18 protein-coding genes are annotated in these 17,733 nt (G+C 66.1%); 15 read left to right on the forward strand and 3 right to left on the reverse strand.

Annotation, left to right across the window (positions count from 1 at the left end; all coding sequences use genetic code 11):
* Positions 1–16 precede the first annotated feature (16 nt).
* Complete coding sequence (locus tag GORHZ_RS25285) at positions 17–1,708, forward strand: substrate-binding domain-containing protein (RefSeq protein ID WP_040533449.1); 1,692 nt, start codon at positions 17–19, stop codon at positions 1,706–1,708.
* 22 nt (positions 1,709–1,730) lie between these two features.
* Here GORHZ_RS25285 and GORHZ_RS25290 read toward each other — a convergent pair whose 3' ends face one another.
* A complete protein-coding gene (locus tag GORHZ_RS25290; RefSeq protein ID WP_006338157.1) occupies positions 1,731–2,519 on the reverse strand; it encodes an SDR family NAD(P)-dependent oxidoreductase in 789 nt (262 codons plus the stop codon).
* 164 nt (positions 2,520–2,683) lie between these two features.
* Here GORHZ_RS25290 and GORHZ_RS25295 point away from each other — a divergent pair, with 164 nt between their 5' ends.
* Genes GORHZ_RS25295 through GORHZ_RS25320 form a run of 6 tightly spaced genes read left to right on the forward strand, consistent with a single transcriptional unit; the run spans position 2,684 to position 9,037 of the window.
* Positions 2,684–4,015, forward strand: coding sequence for an enolase C-terminal domain-like protein (locus GORHZ_RS25295; protein ID WP_006338158.1), 1,332 nt, complete (start codon positions 2,684–2,686; stop codon positions 4,013–4,015).
* A gap of 32 nt (positions 4,016–4,047) precedes the next feature.
* Positions 4,048–5,154, forward strand: coding sequence for a sugar ABC transporter substrate-binding protein (locus tag GORHZ_RS25300; protein WP_006338159.1), 1,107 nt, complete (start codon positions 4,048–4,050; stop codon positions 5,152–5,154).
* Between the two features lie 36 nt (positions 5,155–5,190).
* A complete protein-coding gene (locus GORHZ_RS25305) occupies positions 5,191–6,714 on the forward strand; it encodes a sugar ABC transporter ATP-binding protein (RefSeq protein ID WP_006338160.1) in 1,524 nt (507 codons plus the stop codon).
* Complete coding sequence (locus GORHZ_RS25310; protein ID WP_006338161.1) at positions 6,711–7,775, forward strand: ABC transporter permease; 1,065 nt, start codon at positions 6,711–6,713, stop codon at positions 7,773–7,775. Before GORHZ_RS25305 ends, GORHZ_RS25310 begins: the two co-directional genes overlap by 4 nt.
* Positions 7,776–7,784: 9 nt before the next feature.
* Entirely contained in the window at positions 7,785–8,108 is a 324-nt protein-coding gene (locus GORHZ_RS25315; protein WP_006338162.1) for an L-rhamnose mutarotase, read from the forward strand.
* Between the two features lie 5 nt (positions 8,109–8,113).
* Entirely contained in the window at positions 8,114–9,037 is a 924-nt protein-coding gene (locus tag GORHZ_RS25320; RefSeq protein ID WP_006338173.1) for an aldo/keto reductase, read from the forward strand.
* 23 nt (positions 9,038–9,060) lie between these two features.
* Here GORHZ_RS25320 and GORHZ_RS25325 read toward each other — a convergent pair whose 3' ends face one another.
* Positions 9,061–9,732, reverse strand: a complete 672-nt coding sequence (locus GORHZ_RS25325; RefSeq protein ID WP_006338175.1) for a FadR/GntR family transcriptional regulator — start codon at positions 9,730–9,732, stop codon at positions 9,061–9,063.
* 70 nt (positions 9,733–9,802) lie between these two features.
* Here GORHZ_RS25325 and GORHZ_RS25330 point away from each other — a divergent pair, with 70 nt between their 5' ends.
* The 4 genes from GORHZ_RS25330 (at position 9,803) to GORHZ_RS25345 (ending at position 13,172) form a co-directional block, all read left to right on the forward strand.
* Positions 9,803–10,684, forward strand: a complete 882-nt coding sequence (locus tag GORHZ_RS25330; protein ID WP_040533451.1) for an amidohydrolase family protein — start codon at positions 9,803–9,805, stop codon at positions 10,682–10,684.
* Positions 10,684–11,562, forward strand: a complete 879-nt coding sequence (locus GORHZ_RS25335) for a fumarylacetoacetate hydrolase family protein (protein WP_006338177.1) — start codon at positions 10,684–10,686, stop codon at positions 11,560–11,562. The genes GORHZ_RS25330 and GORHZ_RS25335 overlap by 1 nt, the downstream gene beginning before the upstream one ends.
* A gap of 149 nt (positions 11,563–11,711) precedes the next feature.
* The gene (locus GORHZ_RS25340; RefSeq protein ID WP_006338178.1) at positions 11,712–12,119 is read left to right on the forward strand and encodes a nuclear transport factor 2 family protein; all 408 of its coding nucleotides are present in this window, start codon (positions 11,712–11,714) and stop codon (positions 12,117–12,119) included.
* Positions 12,120–12,245: 126 nt separating this feature from the next.
* Positions 12,246–13,172, forward strand: coding sequence for an NADP-dependent oxidoreductase (locus tag GORHZ_RS25345; protein ID WP_006338179.1), 927 nt, complete (start codon positions 12,246–12,248; stop codon positions 13,170–13,172).
* 96 nt (positions 13,173–13,268) lie between these two features.
* Here the strand turns inward: GORHZ_RS25345 and GORHZ_RS25350 are convergent, their stop codons facing one another.
* A complete protein-coding gene (locus GORHZ_RS25350; RefSeq protein ID WP_006338180.1) occupies positions 13,269–14,162 on the reverse strand; it encodes a LysR substrate-binding domain-containing protein in 894 nt (297 codons plus the stop codon).
* A gap of 76 nt (positions 14,163–14,238) precedes the next feature.
* Here GORHZ_RS25350 and GORHZ_RS25355 point away from each other — a divergent pair, with 76 nt between their 5' ends.
* The 4 genes from GORHZ_RS25355 to GORHZ_RS25370 are packed head-to-tail and all read left to right on the forward strand — an operon-like array spanning position 14,239 to position 17,697.
* A complete protein-coding gene (locus GORHZ_RS25355) occupies positions 14,239–15,459 on the forward strand; it encodes an acetyl-CoA C-acetyltransferase (RefSeq protein WP_006338181.1) in 1,221 nt (406 codons plus the stop codon).
* Positions 15,456–16,226 (forward strand): 3-oxoadipate enol-lactonase, encoded by a 771-nt coding sequence (pcaD, locus tag GORHZ_RS25360; RefSeq protein WP_006338182.1) that lies wholly within the window; start codon positions 15,456–15,458, stop codon positions 16,224–16,226. The genes GORHZ_RS25355 and pcaD overlap by 4 nt, the downstream gene beginning before the upstream one ends.
* Complete coding sequence (locus GORHZ_RS25365) at positions 16,223–17,017, forward strand: CoA transferase subunit A (protein WP_006338183.1); 795 nt, start codon at positions 16,223–16,225, stop codon at positions 17,015–17,017. Before pcaD ends, GORHZ_RS25365 begins: the two co-directional genes overlap by 4 nt.
* A gap of 11 nt (positions 17,018–17,028) precedes the next feature.
* Positions 17,029–17,697, forward strand: coding sequence for a 3-oxoacid CoA-transferase subunit B (locus GORHZ_RS25370; protein WP_006338184.1), 669 nt, complete (start codon positions 17,029–17,031; stop codon positions 17,695–17,697).
* Positions 17,698–17,733: the final 36 nt, after the last annotated feature.

Genomic DNA, 17,733 nt, shown 5'->3' on the forward strand with positions numbered 1-17,733 from the left:
GTGCAGGGGGAAGGCGATGGGGCGTCACAGCTCAGACGCTGATCGCTCGAAGCGGGGAGCGCAGCAGGGAACCGGGTTCGGCTTCGAACACCGGCAGGCGAAGTCGGGTCGACGTGGCGGCTGGTTGTGGGGCCTTGCCGCGCTGATCGTCGTGGTCGCCCTGGTGAGTGGGTTCATGCTCTGGCGAGGCAGCACCAGCGGCTGTTCGGATCGCACCGCGGTCGCGGTGGCCTCCGACCCGGCGATGACCGGCGCCCTGCGTACGGTCGCCCAGCAGGCCTCGGAGAACTCCTGCTACGACTTCACGGTCACCGGCGTCGCCGGCGCCGACGTCCCCGGTCAATTGACCCGCGGTGACCAGGCGCCCGACCTGTGGGTCGCCGACTCGCAGGTCCAGGCGCGTCGCGTCACCACTCAGGTCCGGCTCGACCTGAACATGGTGTCGCCATCGATCGCCACCTCACCCACGGTGGTCGTCGGCAAGGCGGTTCCCGAACTGGACAGCTGGGTCGACGTGATGAAGCTGCCCGACCTGCGCACCGGCAGCCCCATCGACACCAGCACCGGCGACGCACCCATCGTCGGGGCGCTCGCCGACGTCAACAGCGGCGCCCTGACCGAAAAGCAGCTGACCGATGCCATGACGGTCCTGGCCGTTCAGCAGAACAACGCCCGTCTCGCCAATGACAGCGAGGGCGCCCGGTTGAACCTGGCCAACACCTCGGAGGTTCCGGTGGTGACCTCCGAACAGCAATATCTGCTGTTCACACGGACCCATCAGGGCTCCGAACTCAAGGCGTCGGTGCCGGCGTCCGGCACCGCGATGCTCGACTACCCGCTGGTCAACACGGCCGGCGCGGCCCACCGGGACACGGCTGCCGAGGCCGGGCAGGCACTCGTCGCCCAACTCGAGTCCGAGGCGGGCCGCACGACCCTCAACGAGGCGGGCTACCGGACACCCGACGGTGCGCCGCTGCCCGACGGCGTCGGTGTCGGCCAGGTGAAGACCCTCGGGCTGACCGACCAGTCGCAGGTCGACAAGGCGATCCGGCAGTGGCAGGTGCTGGGTGTCCCGATCCGAACCCTCGTCGTCCAGGACACCTCGGGTTCGATGGATTTCCCTGCCGGCGACACCACCCGGGCGGGACTGCTGATCGACGCGTCGATGACCGGACTGAAACTGTTCCCCAACAACACGATGATCGGTGGCTGGGCCTTCGGCGTCGACAAGGGTGGCGACGGGCAGGACTGGAAATGGATGGCACAGATCCGGCGCCTGGATGCGCCGACGGCCGACGGTGGCACCCACCGGGAGGCGCTCGCTCGTGCGGTTCGCGAGGGACTGGCGCCGTCGCAGCTGGGCGGCGGAACCGGTCTGTATGACACGACGCTCGCGGCGTTCAAAGAGGTGCAGGACAGCTACGACCCGAACTACTCCAACTCGGTCATCATCATGACCGACGGACAGAACGACGATCGCGACAGCATCAGCCTCAGCAGACTGCTCGCCGAACTCAAGCGGCTCGAGGACCCGGCCCGGCCGGTGCTGATCCTCACGATCGGGATCTCCGACGACGCCGACAGCGACGCGCTCGAGCAGATCGCGGCAGCCACCGGCGGCACCTCGTATACCGCCGAGAATCCGGAAGACATCCAGACAGTGTTCGTCGACGCCATCGCGGCGCGCATCGTCGCGGCCGGTCGCTGATGCCGCTCGGGGGTTGACCGGGTTACGCGAGAATGGGCTGGGCCGGTTGGGCATCGGCCGAGGCCGGGGGACGCAGACGTAGCGCAGCCATCCCGCCATCGACGGCGAGAGCGGTTCCGGTCGTCGACGCCGCGAGCGGACTTGCCAGATAGGCGACCGCGTGTGCGACCTCCTGAGCCGTGACCAGCCGGCCGTGTGGCTGCCGCGCCTCGAGAGCCGTGCGCTCTCGGACGGGGTCGTCGGCAGCGGCCAGCAGCCGCTGCACCCACGGGGTGTCCACCGTCCCCGGGTTGACGCAGTTGACCCGGATGCCCTCACGTACGTGATCGGCGGCCATCGCCTGCGTCAGTGACAGCACCGCGCCCTTGGTGGCGCTGTAGACGGCCCGTTGCGGGAGTCCGGCTGTGGCGGCGATCGAGCAGACGTTCACGATCGCGGCATGCGGCGATTTCCGCAGATGTGGTAGGGCGGCTCGCGAAACGCGCACGGCGCCGAGGACATTGACGTCGAGAACGCGCAACCACTCCGCGTCGTCGTTGTCGGCCACCGTGCCGACCGCGCCGATGCCGGCATTGTTCACGACGATGTCCAGCCGCCCCAACCCGGACACCACGTCGGTGATCGCGGTGGTGACGGTGTCATCTCGAGTGACGTCACAGCGCAGGATCCGGTAAGGGCTGTCCGCGCCGACGCGGTCGAGCACAGCAACCCGGGCGCCACGGGCGTGGAGTGCGTCCGCGATCGCCGCCCCGATTCCCGACGCGCCGCCGGTGACCACGGCCACCAGTCCTTCCATGTCACGTACTTCCATCTGTGGACCTCCATAGATCGGATGTGTTGTCAGCAATTTCGCACCTTCCGAGCTCAATGTTCGCTATCAACCGCTAAAAACTCAATACATCGGAGGTATTGACCTCAGAAACATCGGATGTATTCTGGTGGCATGAATCACACGGATCTCGAGGGGTGACCCGAATGACAATGATCACCGCACTGGATACCTTCGACGTGAGGTTTCCCACCTCCCGTGAGCTGGATGGCTCCGACGCGATGAACCCGGATCCCGATTACTCGGCCGCCTACGTGATCCTCCGGACCGACGATCCATCGGGACTCGAAGGCCACGGATTCGTCTTCACCATCGGACGAGGTAACGACGTCCAGACCGTCGCCATCGACTCGCTCGCCCACATGGTGGTGGGACGGCCGGTCGAGACGGTGATCGGCGACCTCGGCGCATTCGCCCGCACGCTCACCGACGATTCGCAGCTGCGCTGGCTCGGACCCGAGAAGGGCGTCGTACACATGGCGATCGGTGCAGTCGTCAACGCCGCCTGGGACATGGCCGCCAAACACGCCGGGCAGCCGCTGTGGGAGTTCGTTGCGCGCATGACACCCGAGCAGATCGTGGATCTCGTCGACTTCCGCTACCTCACCGATGCGCTGACGCGCGACGAGGCGCTGGAGATCCTGCGATCGGCGGAGCCCGGGCGCGAAGATCGCATCGCCCGGCTGATGTCCGAGGGATATCCGGCATACACCACATCACCCGGCTGGCTCGGATACTCCGACGACAAGCTCGCCGCGCTCGCCGAAGCCGCGGTCGCGGACGGATTCGAGACGATCAAGCTGAAGGTCGGACTCGATCTCGAATCCGATACCCGTCGGGTCAGGCTGGCGCGCAAGGTGATCGGGCCGCACACACGACTGGCAGTGGACGCCAACCAGCGATGGGACGTCGACACCGCGGTGGCCTGGATGCGGGAACTAGCCCCGTGGGACATCGCCTGGATCGAGGAGCCGACGAGTCCCGACGATGTGCTCGCACACGCCGCGATCCGCCGTGCGATCGCACCGGTGCCGGTGTCCACCGGTGAACACTGCCAGAACCGGGTCATGTTCAAACAACTCTTCCAGGCCGACGCCGTCGATCTTGTCCAGATCGATGCCGCAAGGGTTGGCGGTGTCAACGAGAACATCGCAATTCTCTTGCTGGCGGCCAAGTTCGGGGTTCGGGTCGTCCCGCATGCCGGCGGCGTCGGTCTGTGTGAACTGGTGCAGCATCTCGCGATGATCGACTACATCGCGATCTCCGGCACCCTGGACGGCCGAGCCATCGAGTTCGTCGATCACCTGCACGAGCACTTCATCGATCCCGTCGAGGTCGTCCGCGGTCGCTACCGGGCCCCTCGACACCCGGGGTTCTCGGCGCAGATGCGTGAGCAGTCCATCCGTGACCACCTCTATCCCGGCGGACGTGTGTGGACCGCCGATCCTGAAGAGTTGTCCGAACCCGTCCGTCTCTGATTCCCACGAGCCCACCGATCCAGGAGAACAGCATGAAAACCTCTAGAGTCCTGACCGCCGCGTGTGCCGTAGCGATCACGCTCGCCGCAGCGTCCGGATGTTCCAGAGAGTCAACCGATTCTGGATCCGGTGGCGAGTCCGCGGGTCCCACTGTCGCGCAAGGTGCGGCGGACGGGGTTCTGGTCGGCGCCGACCAGCCCCGATCGGATTCGGACTTCTGGAGCGCATACGCGGGTTATCTTGGGCCGAAGGCGGCGCAGGCCGGCGTCAAACTCGAGAACACCTCGTCGGACAACGACTCCAATCGCCTCAAATCGAATGTCGACACCCTGTTGTCGAAGGAGGTGAAGGCTCTGATCATCGCCCCGCAGGACACTGCCGCCGCGGCACCCGCCATCGCTGCCGCGAAGAGTGCGAATGTGCCGGTGGTGAGTGTTGACACCCAGCCCGATTCGGGCGGTGCCTACATGGTCGTCCGGGCCGACAATCGGGCGTACGGAACCAATTCCTGCATCTATCTCGGCGAAAAGCTCGGAGGGGCGGGCAAGGTGGTGGAATTCCAAGGCGATCTGAGTTCGATCAATGGTCGCGACCGCTCGGAGGCCTTCGCGTCCTGTATGAAATCCAACTACCCGGGCATCAAGGTCATCGAGATCCCGACCGACTGGGAAGGGGACCGGGCTGCGTCGGGCCTGCAAGACAAACTGCTCACCGACCCCGACATCAACGGCATCTACATGCAGGCGGGCGGTGTGTTCCTGCAGCCGACACTCGCCTTGCTCAAGCGGGAGAACAAACTGGTGCCCGCCGGACAGAACGGCCACATCACGATCGTGTCCAATGACGGTATCCCTGCAGAATTTGCGGCGATCGAGGACGGCTCTATCGATGCCACAATTTCGCAGCCTGCGGACCTCTACGCCCAATATGCGACCTACTACGCCCGCGCGGCGGCGGATGGCAAGACCTTCTCGCCCGGCCCGACCGACCACAACTCGATGATCATCGATACCGGCATCAACGGAATGCTCGAGGACCAGTTACCCGCCCCCGTCGTCACGCTCGAGGGCGGCGGTGTCGGGTCGCTGAGCACCGTTCCGGTGACCTCCAGTGCACTGTGGGGCAACAACTCCCGCTGAGGCCGATGAGAGATCGGGTAGACAAGGAGAAGTCCCATGACGCAAGCACTTCCGATCGACGATGCTGTGGCGACCGCACCTCTGGTGACCGCCCACGACATCACCAAACGGTTCGGCACCACGGTTGCTCTCGACGGAGTTCACATCGAGGTCACCCCCGGACGCACCCACGCCCTCGCCGGCCGGAACGGCGCCGGCAAATCCACGCTGGTATCGGTGCTCACCGGCCTCACCGCTCCCGACGAGGGGCGGGTGAGCTTCGCCGGCAAACCCGCCCCGCCCCTGTCGGACCGAGAAGCCTGGCGAAGTCGGGTGGCGTGCGTGTACCAGCGTTCGACGATCATCCCGGATCTGAGTGTGGCCGAGAATCTGTTCCTCAACCGGCAGCAACTCGACGGCTCGATCATCCGTTGGGGGCGGGTACGTCGGGCAGCCCAGGAACTGCTCGACACCTGGTCGGTACCCGTCGACGCCGACACGGTTGCGCGTGACCTGACGGTCGAGCACCGTCAGCTGGTGGAGATCGCCCGGTCCCTGTCCCGAGGCGCGCGGTTCATCATTCTCGACGAGCCGACCGCGAAGCTCGACGGTGCGGCGATCAAGCGGTTGTTCAGCCGGATTCGCGATCTGCAGGAGCAGGGCGTCACCTTCCTGTTCATCTCGCACCATCTCGACGAGACCTACGAGATCTGTCAGGACATCACGGTGTTTCGCGACGCCAGACATGTCATCACCGCGCCGGTCGCCGAGTTGTCGAAGGATGATCTGGTGACCGCGATGACCGGCGAGGCGGTGTCCCTCAACGCCGCCGCCCGGTCGCCGCACCCAGGGATCGGAGGGACGCCGGTGCTGACGGTGACCGACCTGCAGCGCCCCGGAGAATTCTCTGACCTCGACCTCGCCATCGGACCCGGTGAGATCGTCGGCTTAGCCGGCGGCGGCGCAAGCGGCAAGGTAGAGGTCGCCGAGACCATCGTCGGATTGCGCAAGGCCGCAGGGGGATCGGTCCGGGTCTGCGACACCGTGCCACGACCCGGCAGCGTTCGTGCGGCACTGCACGCCGGAATCGCCTTCGTCCCGCACGATCGGCACGACGAAGGGCTCATTCCGGAGATGAGTGTCGCCGACAACGTCACTCTCACCGTTCCCGAGAAACTCGGACGATTCGGTCGTATCTCTCGATCGCTACGAGATCATCTGGCGCGGAAGGCAATCGATCAACTCGATATCAAGAGCGACGGTCCGCTGCAGGATGTCGACGGACTCTCGGGTGGCAACCAACAGAAAGTGGTGCTCGCCCGCGCTCTTGCCAGCGCCCCCACGGTCCTCGTCCTGATCACCCCGACCGCCGGTGTCGACGTGCGGTCGAAGGCGACGCTCCTCGGCGTCGTCCGTGATATCGCCGACACCGGAACCGGTGTTCTGGTGGTGTCCGACGAGGTCGACGACCTTCGCGACTGCGACCGCGTGCTGGTGATGGTGCACGGCCACGTCGTCCATAATTTCCCGCCCGGCTGGGGCGACAACGAACTCGTCGCAGCGATGGAAGGACTCCGATGAGCAAGACCGATACCCCCACTATTCCCCGCGGCCCCGTCACCCCGGCTGCCGCCGAAACCGGTGCACCACAGTCTGAACACCGAACCCGGCGACGACGCCCGATCCGCTGGGCGTCGTTCCGCGATCTCCTGCTGGTGCCGCCGATCATCATCGTCCTGGCCGTTGGGTTCGTCGTGAACGAGAAATTCCTCTCGTCGGACAACCTCACGAACGTGTTGACGGCGATGAGCGGGATCTCACTGATCGTGCTCGCCGAAGTGTTTGTGCTGATTGTCGGCAAGATGGACCTGTCGCTGGAGTCGACGTTCGGACTCGCACCGGGTATCGCGATCTGGGCCACGATGGGCACGTCCCAGGTGGGTGCGTTCGTCTGGGCCGCCGAATGGATGGCGATCCCGATGGCGCTACTCGTCGGCGCAATTATCGGCCTGGTCAACGGCCTGCTGATCGTCAAGTTCGGCCTCAACGGGTTCATCGTCACCTTGGCGATGCTGATCGCACTTCGCGGTCTGCTCACCTTCATCACCGGCGGCTTCACCCTGACCAAGATCCCGTCGGCGATCGACTGGCTCGGCAACGGCACCCTGCTGGGCATCCCGGTGAACATCATCATCTCGGTGGGTCTGTTCGCGATCGGCTACCTGGTGTTGGGCTACACGACCGTCGGCCGCTCCCTCTATGCGATCGGCGGCAATCAAGCGGCCGCTCGTGCCGCGGGAATCCGCACCGACAACGTCGTCATCGGCGTTCTGGTCATCGCCGGTCTCCTCGCCGCACTGGGTGGTCTCATCTACTCCGGTCAATTCGCCAGCGTGCAGGTCAGTCAGGGTGACGGGATGATCTTCCAGGTCTTCGCGGCCTGCGTCATCGGCGGTGTCGCACTCAACGGCGGCCGCGGATCGGTGGTCGGTGCGTTCTGCGGCATCCTGATCCTGACCCTCATCCAGAAACTGCTCTCCTACGGTGGCGTCAGCGCGGATTCGTTGAAGTTCATCAACGGCGGACTGATTCTGGTGGCACTGATCATCACCCGGCTCGCGTCCGGCCGCCGGCAGGACTAGGTGGACGTGATGAAGGTGGCGTTGCACACGAGACTCCGACCGTCGACCGTCGACGACTATGAACGCGCACACGGACAGGTTCCGGCCGAACTGATGGCCGCGATCCGCCGCGCAGGGGCCACGGAGTGGTCGATCTGGCGCAACGGGCTCGACCTGTTCCACGTGATCGACTGTGAGGATTACCAGCGGCTCCTCGCCGATCTGCGGGACGTCCCGGTGAACATCGAGTGGCAGGCGCGTATGGATGGTCTGCTTGATGTGGCACACGACTATTCGTCGGACGGATCGGCCGCGGTCCTCCCTCTCGTCTGGCACCTCGGTGGAAGCGAATAGCGACGATGCGGATCGCATTACCGGAACTCGTCCTCGGCGGAGCAGGGTACGCGGGTCTGTATCGTGCGGTCGCGCCCGAAACGGCCACCGCAACCCTTCGTGCGGCCTGGGACGGCGGAGTCCGCGCCTTCGACACCGCACCGCACTACGGCGCAGGGATGTCGGAGGAACGACTCGGTGCGTTTCTCGCCGCACACCCACGTGACGAGTTCGTCCTGAGTACCAAGATCGGTCGATTGCTGTATGACGACCGGGATGCCCTCGACGGCACGGACGGGTTCTTCGGAACTCCGGCGCGGAGTCGGCGACGAGACTACACGGGTTCCGGAACGCGTCGGTCACTGGAGGATTCGCTGCAGCGCCTGGATTTGGACCGCATCGACGTGGCACTGATCCACGATCCCGATGACCACCAGGAGCAGGCGCTGGCCGGCGCCGTCCCCGAACTCACCCGCATGCGCGAGGAGGGCACCGTCACCGGGATCGGGGTGGGTGTCAACGACGCGGATCTCGCGTTGCGTTTCGTCCGGGAATGCGATCTGGACTGCGTTCTCATCGCGGGCCGATACACCCTGCTCGATTCCCGCGCATCTGGTCTGCTCGACGAATGCCTGCGGCGCGACATCGAGGTGATGGTCGCCGGCGTCTTCAACAGCGGTCTGCTCGCCGACCCCACCGAGCGGGACACCTTCGACTACCGCAGTGCCGCACCGGAAATTGTCGCTCGGGCACGCAAGATGGCCGATGCATGTGCCGAGTATGGAGTCTCCATTCGCGCTGCGGCGTTGCAGTTCCCCTTGCGGCATCCGGCGGTGGGCTCACTGGTCAGCGGAGCGGCGACCGCGGCGGAGGTCCACGATACCATCGCCCAGCTCGCCATCACGATACCCGACGAGTTGTGGAAGCGCCTCGACGAGGTGGCGGCGTGAGGGGCCTGCGGCCACCGGCAGAGTCAGGCGTTGGCGCGTCGCAACCACTCCTCGACGCCACAGATGTGCGAAAGCGACCGTGCCTCAGCGAGTTTCGGGTCGCGCTGTGCGATGGCCTCCACAATTCCGCGATGCTCGGCCAGGGTGCGCTCGAAGGCGTTCTCCTCGGTGAGGCCGCGCCAGATCCGTGCTCGCACCGTCGGTTGGGAGATCGATTCGAGCAGCGACGCGAGCAGGGTGTTGCCGGATCCGACCGCGATCGCGGCGTGGAATCTGAGGTCGTGTTCCACGAGATCTTCGATGGTCCCGTCGTATTGCTCGAGGAGGATGTCGTTGAGCTTCTGGATGTCCTCGTCGGTCATGAATCGTGCGGCGAGCGCCGTCGCGCCGGGTTCCAGTATTCGCCGGACACCGAAGATCTCGAGTACCGAGTCGTCTTGATGCAGTTCGAGCAGAAAACTGACCGCATCGAGCAGACTGTCGGGGGCGAGGCTGGAGACATAGGTGCCGTCTCCCTGGCGTACATCGAGGATGCGTACCAACGACAGCGCGCGCACGGCCTCACGCAGCGAGTTGCGCGAGACACCGAGGTCGGCGGCGAGGTCGGCCTCACGGGGCAGTCGTTCACCGGGTTTGAGGGTTCCGGAGACGATCATGGACTTGATCTTGTCGATGGCTTCGTCGGTGACGGACATCCGACGCCTCCAAGCGGTCGAGCCGCATGCGCGCGGCGGGTTACGGGGAGTTCGTGACTCCATGCCTCCGATGATTGTAGATGCGCATGTCCATCTCTGGGACATCCACGGTGGTCGACATGGAGTCCGATATCCCTGGTTGACGTCCGACCTGACACCGCTCTACCGAACCTACTCGCTGCCGGACGTAGAGCCTCACCTGCAGAAACACTCCGTCACAGGTGTGGTTTTGGTGCAAGCCGCCGACTCGCTGGCAGAAACCGACACTCTGCTCGACCACGCACGTACCGCGGCAATTCCCACCGCAGTCGTCGGATGGTTACCGCTGGCCGATCCTTCCGAGGTCGCGGCTGAGTTGTGCCGCCGCGCCGACGACGAGTGGCTCCACGGGGTGCGCCACATGATTCACCGGGACCCGGATGCGCTGTGGCTGACGCGCGTCGGTGTCGAGAACTCGCTGGATCTCATCGCCGATGCCGGGTTGGTGTTCGACGCGGTCGCGGAGCGAGCAGATCTCCTGGCGCTGCTGCCCGGTCTGGCCAGGCGGCACCCACAGCTGACGATCGTGCTCGACCATCTGGGCAAACCCCCGGTCGCCACGGGGGAGTGGCAGCCCTGGGCCGATCTGATCAGCGAGATCGCGGCCGAACCCGGTGTCGTGGCGAAGATTTCCGGTCTGGCGACGGTATCCGGCGAGAACCTCGGGCAACCCGGCTGGCAGCCGTACGTCGACCATGCCCTTGCCGAGTTCGGTCCACACCGGTTGATGGTCGGGAGTGACTGGCCCTTCACCCTGACCACTGCCGACTACGACATGGTCTGGGAGACGACCGCGGACACCCTATCTGACCTCGACGACACCGAGCGCGCGGAGATCTGCGGCGGTACCGCGGTGCGCGTGTACCGGCCAGCGGGCCAGAAGGATCCATCGAACAAGGAGAAATACGACTGATGCGACTACAACGACTCGGCCCCGTCGGTACCGAAATCCCGGTGGTGGAGCACCAGGGCGCGGTCTTCGACCTCAGGTCCCTCACCCCCGATATCACGCCCGATTTCCTCGCCGCGGACGGGATCACGAGGGTCCGGGAAGCTCTCAGCGCAGACCGACTCCCAGTGGTCACGGGTGCCGAAGCACTCCGGATCGGCGCACCCATTGCCAAGCCCGGTGCCGTGCTGTGCATCGGACAGAACTATGCGGCACACGCCGCCGAGAGCGGTGCTGCGCCACCCGAGGTGCCGATACTGTTCTTCAAGCACCCCAACACCATCGTCGGACCCTACGACGACGTCGCGATCCCACCGGGAGCGGAGAAGGTCGACTGGGAGGTCGAACTCGCGGTCGTGATCGGCAAGCGGGCACGGTACCTGGAGTCGCCCACTTCGGCCGCCGATTACATCGCGGGCTACACGGTCAGCAACGACGTCTCGGAACGCACCTACCAGATGGACGAATCCGGGGGTCAGTGGTCGAAGGGAAAGTGTTGCGAGACCTTCAATCCGCTCGGGCCCGCGCTGGTGCCCGCCACCGAGATCGACGACGTGGCGGACCTGCGTTTGTGGTCAACCGTGAACGATGAACCGAGGCAGGACTCGTCGACGCGGGACATGATCTTCCCCGTGGTCGAACTGGTCTGGCACCTGTCGCAGTATCTGGTCCTCGAGCCCGGAGACATCATCAACACCGGGACACCCGAGGGAGTCGCTTACTCGGGCCGATTCGACTATCTGACGCCCGGTGATCAGGTCGAGGTCGGTATCGACGGCCTGGGCGGTCAGCGGCAGACCTTCGTGGCGGCGTCACTACCGACTGCAGTTCGGAGCCGCTGACATCAGGGGACGTTCGGCCGGTACATCCAGCATCTCGGTGCCGAGGCCACATCACCAGAACCGGGTGATGTGGCCTCGGCGCTGCGCGCCGAGTCTTACGGATGCACCGCACACCGCGTCGGTGCAGGACGGAGACAACGATGACATCGATGACAGCGATGACAGCGGACGAGATTCGAGACTGGGCCGACAACTTCGTCGGAGCGATCGAGCAGGGGGACATCGATTGGGTCGGACGGCACTACGCGGATGAGATCCGCGTCTGGCACAACGCCGAGGACGCCGAGCAGGACAAGGCCACGAATCTCGAGGTGTTGGCAAATCTCACGCGATGCCTGACCGACGTGCGCTACGTCGATCGCCGGGTCGAGGTCTTCGACGGTGGCTACGTTCAGCAACACACCCTGACCGCGCTGGCCGTTGACGGCACTGCTCTCTCACTGCCCGCCGCGCTGGTGGTCCGGCTGGGCGGCGGACTTGCCGTCCGGATCGACGAGTACCTCGATTCCGCCCGCGCAGCCGACTTCTATCGCGCGTTCGCCCTGGTAGACGGCTGAGTTCTGCGTCAGCACACGGTTCGGGCCGCCCCATCACCCGAACCGGGTGATGCCTGCGGGTGTGACCGTGGCAATAGTCGTGCGGGGAGGCCGACTGCGCCTCATGGACGAATGGAGTGAAATTCGATGTGGGCACGTGCATTGGCATACGGGAAGTTCGGTGGCCCGGAGGTACTCGAACTCATCAAGGTCTGGACGCCCGAACCGGGGCCCGGTCAGGTCCGAGTGAAGGTACGAACCGGGGGACTGAACCCCATCGACGGCAAGCTGCGTGCCGGTGTCTTCTCCGGCGGGCTCCCCGTCCTGACGCCGGCACGGCTCGGGTCGGAATTCGCGGGCGTGGTGGAGTCCGTTGGTGAGGGAGTCGACGAGTTCGCTGCGGGCGACGAGGTCATCGGTATCGTGCCCGAGCGCAGTGGACACGCGGAGGCGCTCATCAGCCCGGCCGAGTTCCTCGCGCCCCGCCCACAGTCGGTGTCGTGGGCGGCGAGTTCTGCGATCAGCGCGGGCGGCATGACCGCTTACGGTGCGCTCGGCGAGATCGACATCCAGACCGGCGACACCGTGATCATCCACGGCGCCAGCGGCGCGGTCGGCACGATCGCAGTGCAACTCGCACGACTGTGGGGCGCCGACACCGTGATCGGCACGGCAAGCGAGGAGAACCACGATTACCTGCGTGAGATCGGTGCCGTCCCCGTCAGTTACGGCCCCGGGTTGCGCGAACGGCTCAGCGCCGTTGTCCCCGACGGCCGTCCGGTCAAGATGCTCGACGCCGCCGGACGCGAAGCCGTCGCCGATTCGATCGGGTTCGTGACCAATCCGGCCTCCGACGTCATTTCGTTGCTGCCGTTCGTCGACGAGGAGTTCGGGGTCAAGTTCAACATCCTGCGCTACGACGGAGATGTGCTTCGGGCCGTGGCCGCACTCGTCGCCGACGGTTCGATCACGGTCCGCGAACCGACCGTTTTCGGGTTCGATGAACCGGCGAAGGCGCACGAGCTGCTCGACACCGGTCACACCCACGGGAAGGTCGTCTACGAGATCGGGTGACACGCCCCGAGGGACCTACACGAACAAACCAGAGGTTCCCGGCTGCAGTTCGCAGCCGGGAACCTCTGGTTAAGGGTCGTCGGTCGGTGTCACGGTCTATTCCGATCGTGCGGCGACGCGCCGCAGAACCGTGAGCACCTGCGAGATCATCGGCGACTGGTCGCCGGCCACCCGGGCCACCGCGAGATCGACGGTGGGTCCCCCGGGAACGAGTGGACGGTAACTCACACCGGCGATCCCGAGCGAGGCGGTGGGTTCGGGCACGATCGCCACACCGAGGCCGGCCGCCACCATCGTGACGAGCGTCGAGGTCTCCTCTACCTCGTGGTGGATCTGCGGTACGAATCCTGCCGCCGCGCAGAGCGACGCGAGAATACCGTTCATCACCGAGCGGCCGTGCCCGGCGTGCGCGATGAACTCCGCATCGCGGAGATCGGCGACGCGCACGCCGTCGCCGGAGCTGAGGGGATCGCCCTCGGGCAGTGCGACGAACAGTCGGTCGCGTCGGATCGTCTCGACGACGACCTCGTCGCTGTTGACCGGTGGCCGCAGCAGTGCGAGGTCGATCTGCCCGGCGACCAGGGCCGACAGCTGCGCGGGGGCGAGCATTTCGCCGCGCACGCTCACATCGAGTTCGGGGAGTTCCTCGCGCAGGGCCCGCACGAGACGGGGCAGCAGGGAGTAGGTTGCCGACCCGACGCACCCGATCGCGAGGGCGCCCTGCCGTCCCGCCGCGATGCGCTGAGCCTGCTGTCCGGCGGCGTCGACGGCGTCGAGGATCGACTCGACACGCTCGAGATAGGCCTGTCCGGCCGGTGTCAGCTCCACACGTCGGGTCGACCGCACGAACAAGCCGACGCCGAGTTCGGTTTCCAGTTGGCGGATCTGCTGAGACAGAGGTGGCTGTGCGATGTGCAGCCGTTCGGCGGCGCGGCCGAAGTGCAGTTCCTCGGCGACGGCCCTGAAGTACCGGAGGTGACGCAACTCCATATTGAGACTCTAGACGTCTTACTGACCGTGAAATGGATACTTCTCAATATCGGATTGTCTTCCTATCGTGTAATGCATGAGTAACACCGATATCGTCATCTGTTCGCCACTGCGCACGCCGGTCGGTCGCATGGGTGGGGCACTGGCCCCGCTGAGCGTCATCGACCTGGCCACCGGGCTGCTGCGGGAGCTGGTTGCGCGGACCGGCCTCGGTGAGGGTGACGTCGATGACGTGATCCTCGGGCAGGGATACGCCAACGGTGAATCGCCGGCCATCGGCCGGATCGCGGCGCTCGACGCCGGACTCGGCGTCGGGGTACCGGGCATGCAGGTCGACCGCCGCTGCGGATCCGGTCTGCAGGCGATCCTGAACGGGGCCGCAGCCGTCGCTACAGGTGGCGCGCGGCTCGTCGTCGCCGGTGGTGCCGAGTCGATGTCGAATGTCGAGCACTACGCCCTGGGCCTGCGGACCGGCATCCGCCAGGGCGGCGTCGAGCTGATGGATCGGCTCGACCGCGGCCGTCTCACCGCGGGTGGTGACAGCCACCCGGTGCCGGGCGGCATGATCGAGACCGCGGAGAATCTGCGGGCGCAATACGGGATCAGCCGGGCCGATCAGGACGAACTCGCCGTCCGCTCGCATCAGCGTGCCATCGCCGCCCACGATGCCGGGCGCTTCGCCGACGAACTCGTAGCGGTCACCGTGCCGGGCAAGCGCGGCAAACCCGATGTGGTGGTCGATCGCGACGAACATCCCCGCGCCGACGCCTCCGTCGAACAGATGGCCAAGCTGCGGCCGATCCGGCTCAAGATCGATCCCGAGTCCACCGTCACCGCCGGCAACGCCTCCGGCCAGAATGACGGCGCCGCCATGTGTGTCGTCACCACCCGCGACGAGGCGCAGCGTCGAGGACTCGATCCGATGCTCGCCCTGAAGTCGTGGGCGGTGACCGGATGCGCGCCGGAGACCATGGGTATCGGACCGGTCGGCGCAACCGCCGCGGCCCTCGAGCGGGCCGGATTGACCCTCGACGAGATCGACCTCATCGAACTCAACGAGGCTTTCGCCGCACAGGCACTCGCCGTGCTCGCCGAATGGAAGATCGACGCTACCGATGAACGTTTGAACCCCAACGGTTCCGGGATCTCCCTCGGCCATCCGATCGGCGCCACCGGCGGCCGTATCCTGGCCACCGCCGCCTACGAGGCACGTCGTCGTGAGGCGCGCCACGTGCTGGAGACGATGTGCATCGGTGGCGGTCAGGGGCTCGCCGCGGTCTTCGAGGTGATCCGATGAGCGCCGTCGAGGTCGAGGTTGCCATCACCGGACGTCCCGACGGACCCGTTGTGGTGCTGTCGAATTCGCTCGGTTCGACCTTCCGGATGTGGGATGCACAGCTGGAGGCACTCGAGGAGCGGTTCCGCGTCATCCGCTACAACACCCGCGGTCACGGCGGCTCGCCGGTCCCGCAGGGGCCCTACACGATCGATGATCTCGCCGACGACGTCATCGCGTTGCTGGACCGGTTCGGTGTCGATCGCGCCCACGTCGTCGGCCTGTCGCTCGGCGGCATGACCGCGATGCGACTCGGCGTCCGCAATCCCGACCGGGTGCGATCACTCGGATTACTGTGCACCGCCGCGTATCTCCCGACGGCATCGGCATACGGAGATCGCGCCGTGACGGTCCGCGCCAACGGCACGGGCGCCGTCGCCGAGGCGGTGGTGCAGCGGTGGTTCACCGCCGAGTATCTGGCCGCCGATCCGGACTCGCGCCGCTACTACGAGTCCATGGTCGCCGCGACCCCTGCCGAAGGCTACGCAGGCTGCTGCGAGGCGCTCGCCGTGATGGACCAGCGTGGTGACCTCGCCTCCATCACCGCACCGACCTTGGCCATCGCCGGAGCCGACGATGGGGCCACCCCACCGCCGTTGCTCGAGGAGATCGCCGACACCGTGAAGGACGGGCGCCTGCTCGTCGTCCCGCATGCGGCGCACCTGGCCAACGCCGAACAACCCGAAATCATCACCCCCGCACTGATCGAACACCTGGAGCAATCATGACCATCGACAAACGCGCCGGTTCCGCAGCCGAGGCCGTCGCCGACATCCCCGACGGCGCCAGCCTCGCCGTCGGCGGCTTCGGTCTGGCCGGTATCCCGTGGTATCTCATCGAGGCACTCCTCGAACAGGGAGCCGGGCATCTGACCATCGTGTCCAACAACTGCGGTGTCGACGGCGCAGGCCTCGGGCTGCTGCTCGAGGCGCGCAAGATCGACAAGGTGATCGCGTCCTACATCGGTGAGAACAAGGAGTTCGGCCGGCAGTTCCTGGCCGGCGAGGTCACCGTCGAGCTGACCCCGCAGGGCACGCTCGCCGAACGGATGCGGGCGGGCGGCAGCGGAATCGGTGCGTTCTACACCCCGACCGGTGTCGGCACCCTCGTCGCCGACGGCGGTCTGCCGTGGCGCTACAACCCGGACGGCACTGTCGCGCTGGCGTCGCCGCCCAAGGAGGTGCGCACGTTCAACGGCCAGGAGATGGTGCTTGAGGAGGCCATCGTCACCGACTATGCGCTGATCCGCGCGGCTGTCGTCGACAAGGCCGGTAACTGTCAGTTCCACGCCGCCGCACGCAATTTCAATCCGCCCGCGGCAATGTCCGGGCGCTTCACGATCGTCGAGGCAGAACGTGTCGTCGAGGTCGGCGAACTCGCCCCCGACGACATCCATCTGCCCGGCATCTTCGTCAAGCGCATCGTCGAGCTGACCCCAGAACAGGCCGCTCGCAAGGAAATCGAGCAGCGCACCACCCGGCCGCACCCCGGTCAGCCGCACCAGACCGCCCACGCCTAGGAGTAACCGTCATGACCTGGACCCGTAACGAAATGGCCGCCCGTGCCTCGCAGGAGCTTCGCCCCGGCGACTATGTGAACCTCGGCATCGGCCTGCCGACACTCATCCCCGATCACCTCCCCGACGATTCGGGCATCATGCTGCACGCCGAGAACGGCATCCTCGGCGTCGGCCCGTTCCCCTACGACGAGGAGGTCGATCCCGACCTGATCAACGCCGGCAAGCAGACCGTCTCGGTACTCCCGGGCGCGTCGTTCTTCGACTCCGCCACGAGTTTCGCGATGATCCGCGGCGGTCACGTCGACGTTGCCGTGCTGGGCGGTATGCAGGTGTCCGGCAACGGCGACCTCGCCAACTGGATGGTCCCGGGCGCGATGGTCAAGGGCATCGGCGGCGCGATGGACCTGGTCAACGGCGCCGGACAGGTCATCGTGCTGATGGAACACTCCACCAAGAAGGGCGATCCCAAGCTCGTCGCGGACTGCTCCCTGCCGCTCACCGGCCGCTCGGTCGTCAGTCGCGTCATCACCGACCTCGGTGTGTTCGACGTGAATGGTTCGGGATTCGACGTCGTCGAACTTGCCCCCGGCGTGGACTACGCGACTGTCGCAGCGAAGACCGGTGCGCCCCTGGTGAACCGCCTCCCCGAGGCCGCCCCGTCCCTCTCGATGGTCGAGTAGCCCGCGAGCTTCCGCGAGGCCACCCACCCGTTAGCC

The organism is Gordonia rhizosphera NBRC 16068 (assembly GCF_000298195.1).
Taxonomy (GTDB): domain Bacteria; phylum Actinomycetota; class Actinomycetes; order Mycobacteriales; family Mycobacteriaceae; genus Gordonia; species Gordonia rhizosphera.

Coding starts and splice junctions, on each gene's coding strand:
- GORHZ_RS25285 (WP_040533449.1), top strand. CDS start 17: ATGGGGCGTCACAGCTCAGACGCTGATCGCTCGAAGCGGGGAGCGCAG.
- pcaD (WP_006338182.1), top strand. CDS start 15,456: ATGAGCGCCGTCGAGGTCGAGGTTGCCATCACCGGACGTCCCGACGGA.
- GORHZ_RS25335 (WP_006338177.1), top strand. CDS start 10,684: ATGCGACTACAACGACTCGGCCCCGTCGGTACCGAAATCCCGGTGGTG.
- GORHZ_RS25365 (WP_006338183.1), top strand. CDS start 16,223: ATGACCATCGACAAACGCGCCGGTTCCGCAGCCGAGGCCGTCGCCGAC.
- GORHZ_RS25300 (WP_006338159.1), top strand. CDS start 4,048: ATGAAAACCTCTAGAGTCCTGACCGCCGCGTGTGCCGTAGCGATCACG.
- GORHZ_RS25350 (WP_006338180.1), bottom strand. CDS start 14,162: ATGGAGTTGCGTCACCTCCGGTACTTCAGGGCCGTCGCCGAGGAACTG.
- GORHZ_RS25315 (WP_006338162.1), top strand. CDS start 7,785: ATGAAGGTGGCGTTGCACACGAGACTCCGACCGTCGACCGTCGACGAC.
- GORHZ_RS25305 (WP_006338160.1), top strand. CDS start 5,191: ATGACGCAAGCACTTCCGATCGACGATGCTGTGGCGACCGCACCTCTG.
- GORHZ_RS25330 (WP_040533451.1), top strand. CDS start 9,803: ATGATTGTAGATGCGCATGTCCATCTCTGGGACATCCACGGTGGTCGA.
- GORHZ_RS25325 (WP_006338175.1), bottom strand. CDS start 9,732: ATGTCCGTCACCGACGAAGCCATCGACAAGATCAAGTCCATGATCGTC.
- GORHZ_RS25295 (WP_006338158.1), top strand. CDS start 2,684: ATGACAATGATCACCGCACTGGATACCTTCGACGTGAGGTTTCCCACC.
- GORHZ_RS25340 (WP_006338178.1), top strand. CDS start 11,712: ATGACAGCGATGACAGCGGACGAGATTCGAGACTGGGCCGACAACTTC.
- GORHZ_RS25370 (WP_006338184.1), top strand. CDS start 17,029: ATGACCTGGACCCGTAACGAAATGGCCGCCCGTGCCTCGCAGGAGCTT.
- GORHZ_RS25345 (WP_006338179.1), top strand. CDS start 12,246: ATGTGGGCACGTGCATTGGCATACGGGAAGTTCGGTGGCCCGGAGGTA.
- GORHZ_RS25310 (WP_006338161.1), top strand. CDS start 6,711: ATGAGCAAGACCGATACCCCCACTATTCCCCGCGGCCCCGTCACCCCG.
- GORHZ_RS25290 (WP_006338157.1), bottom strand. CDS start 2,519: ATGGAAGTACGTGACATGGAAGGACTGGTGGCCGTGGTCACCGGCGGC.
- GORHZ_RS25320 (WP_006338173.1), top strand. CDS start 8,114: ATGCGGATCGCATTACCGGAACTCGTCCTCGGCGGAGCAGGGTACGCG.
- GORHZ_RS25355 (WP_006338181.1), top strand. CDS start 14,239: ATGAGTAACACCGATATCGTCATCTGTTCGCCACTGCGCACGCCGGTC.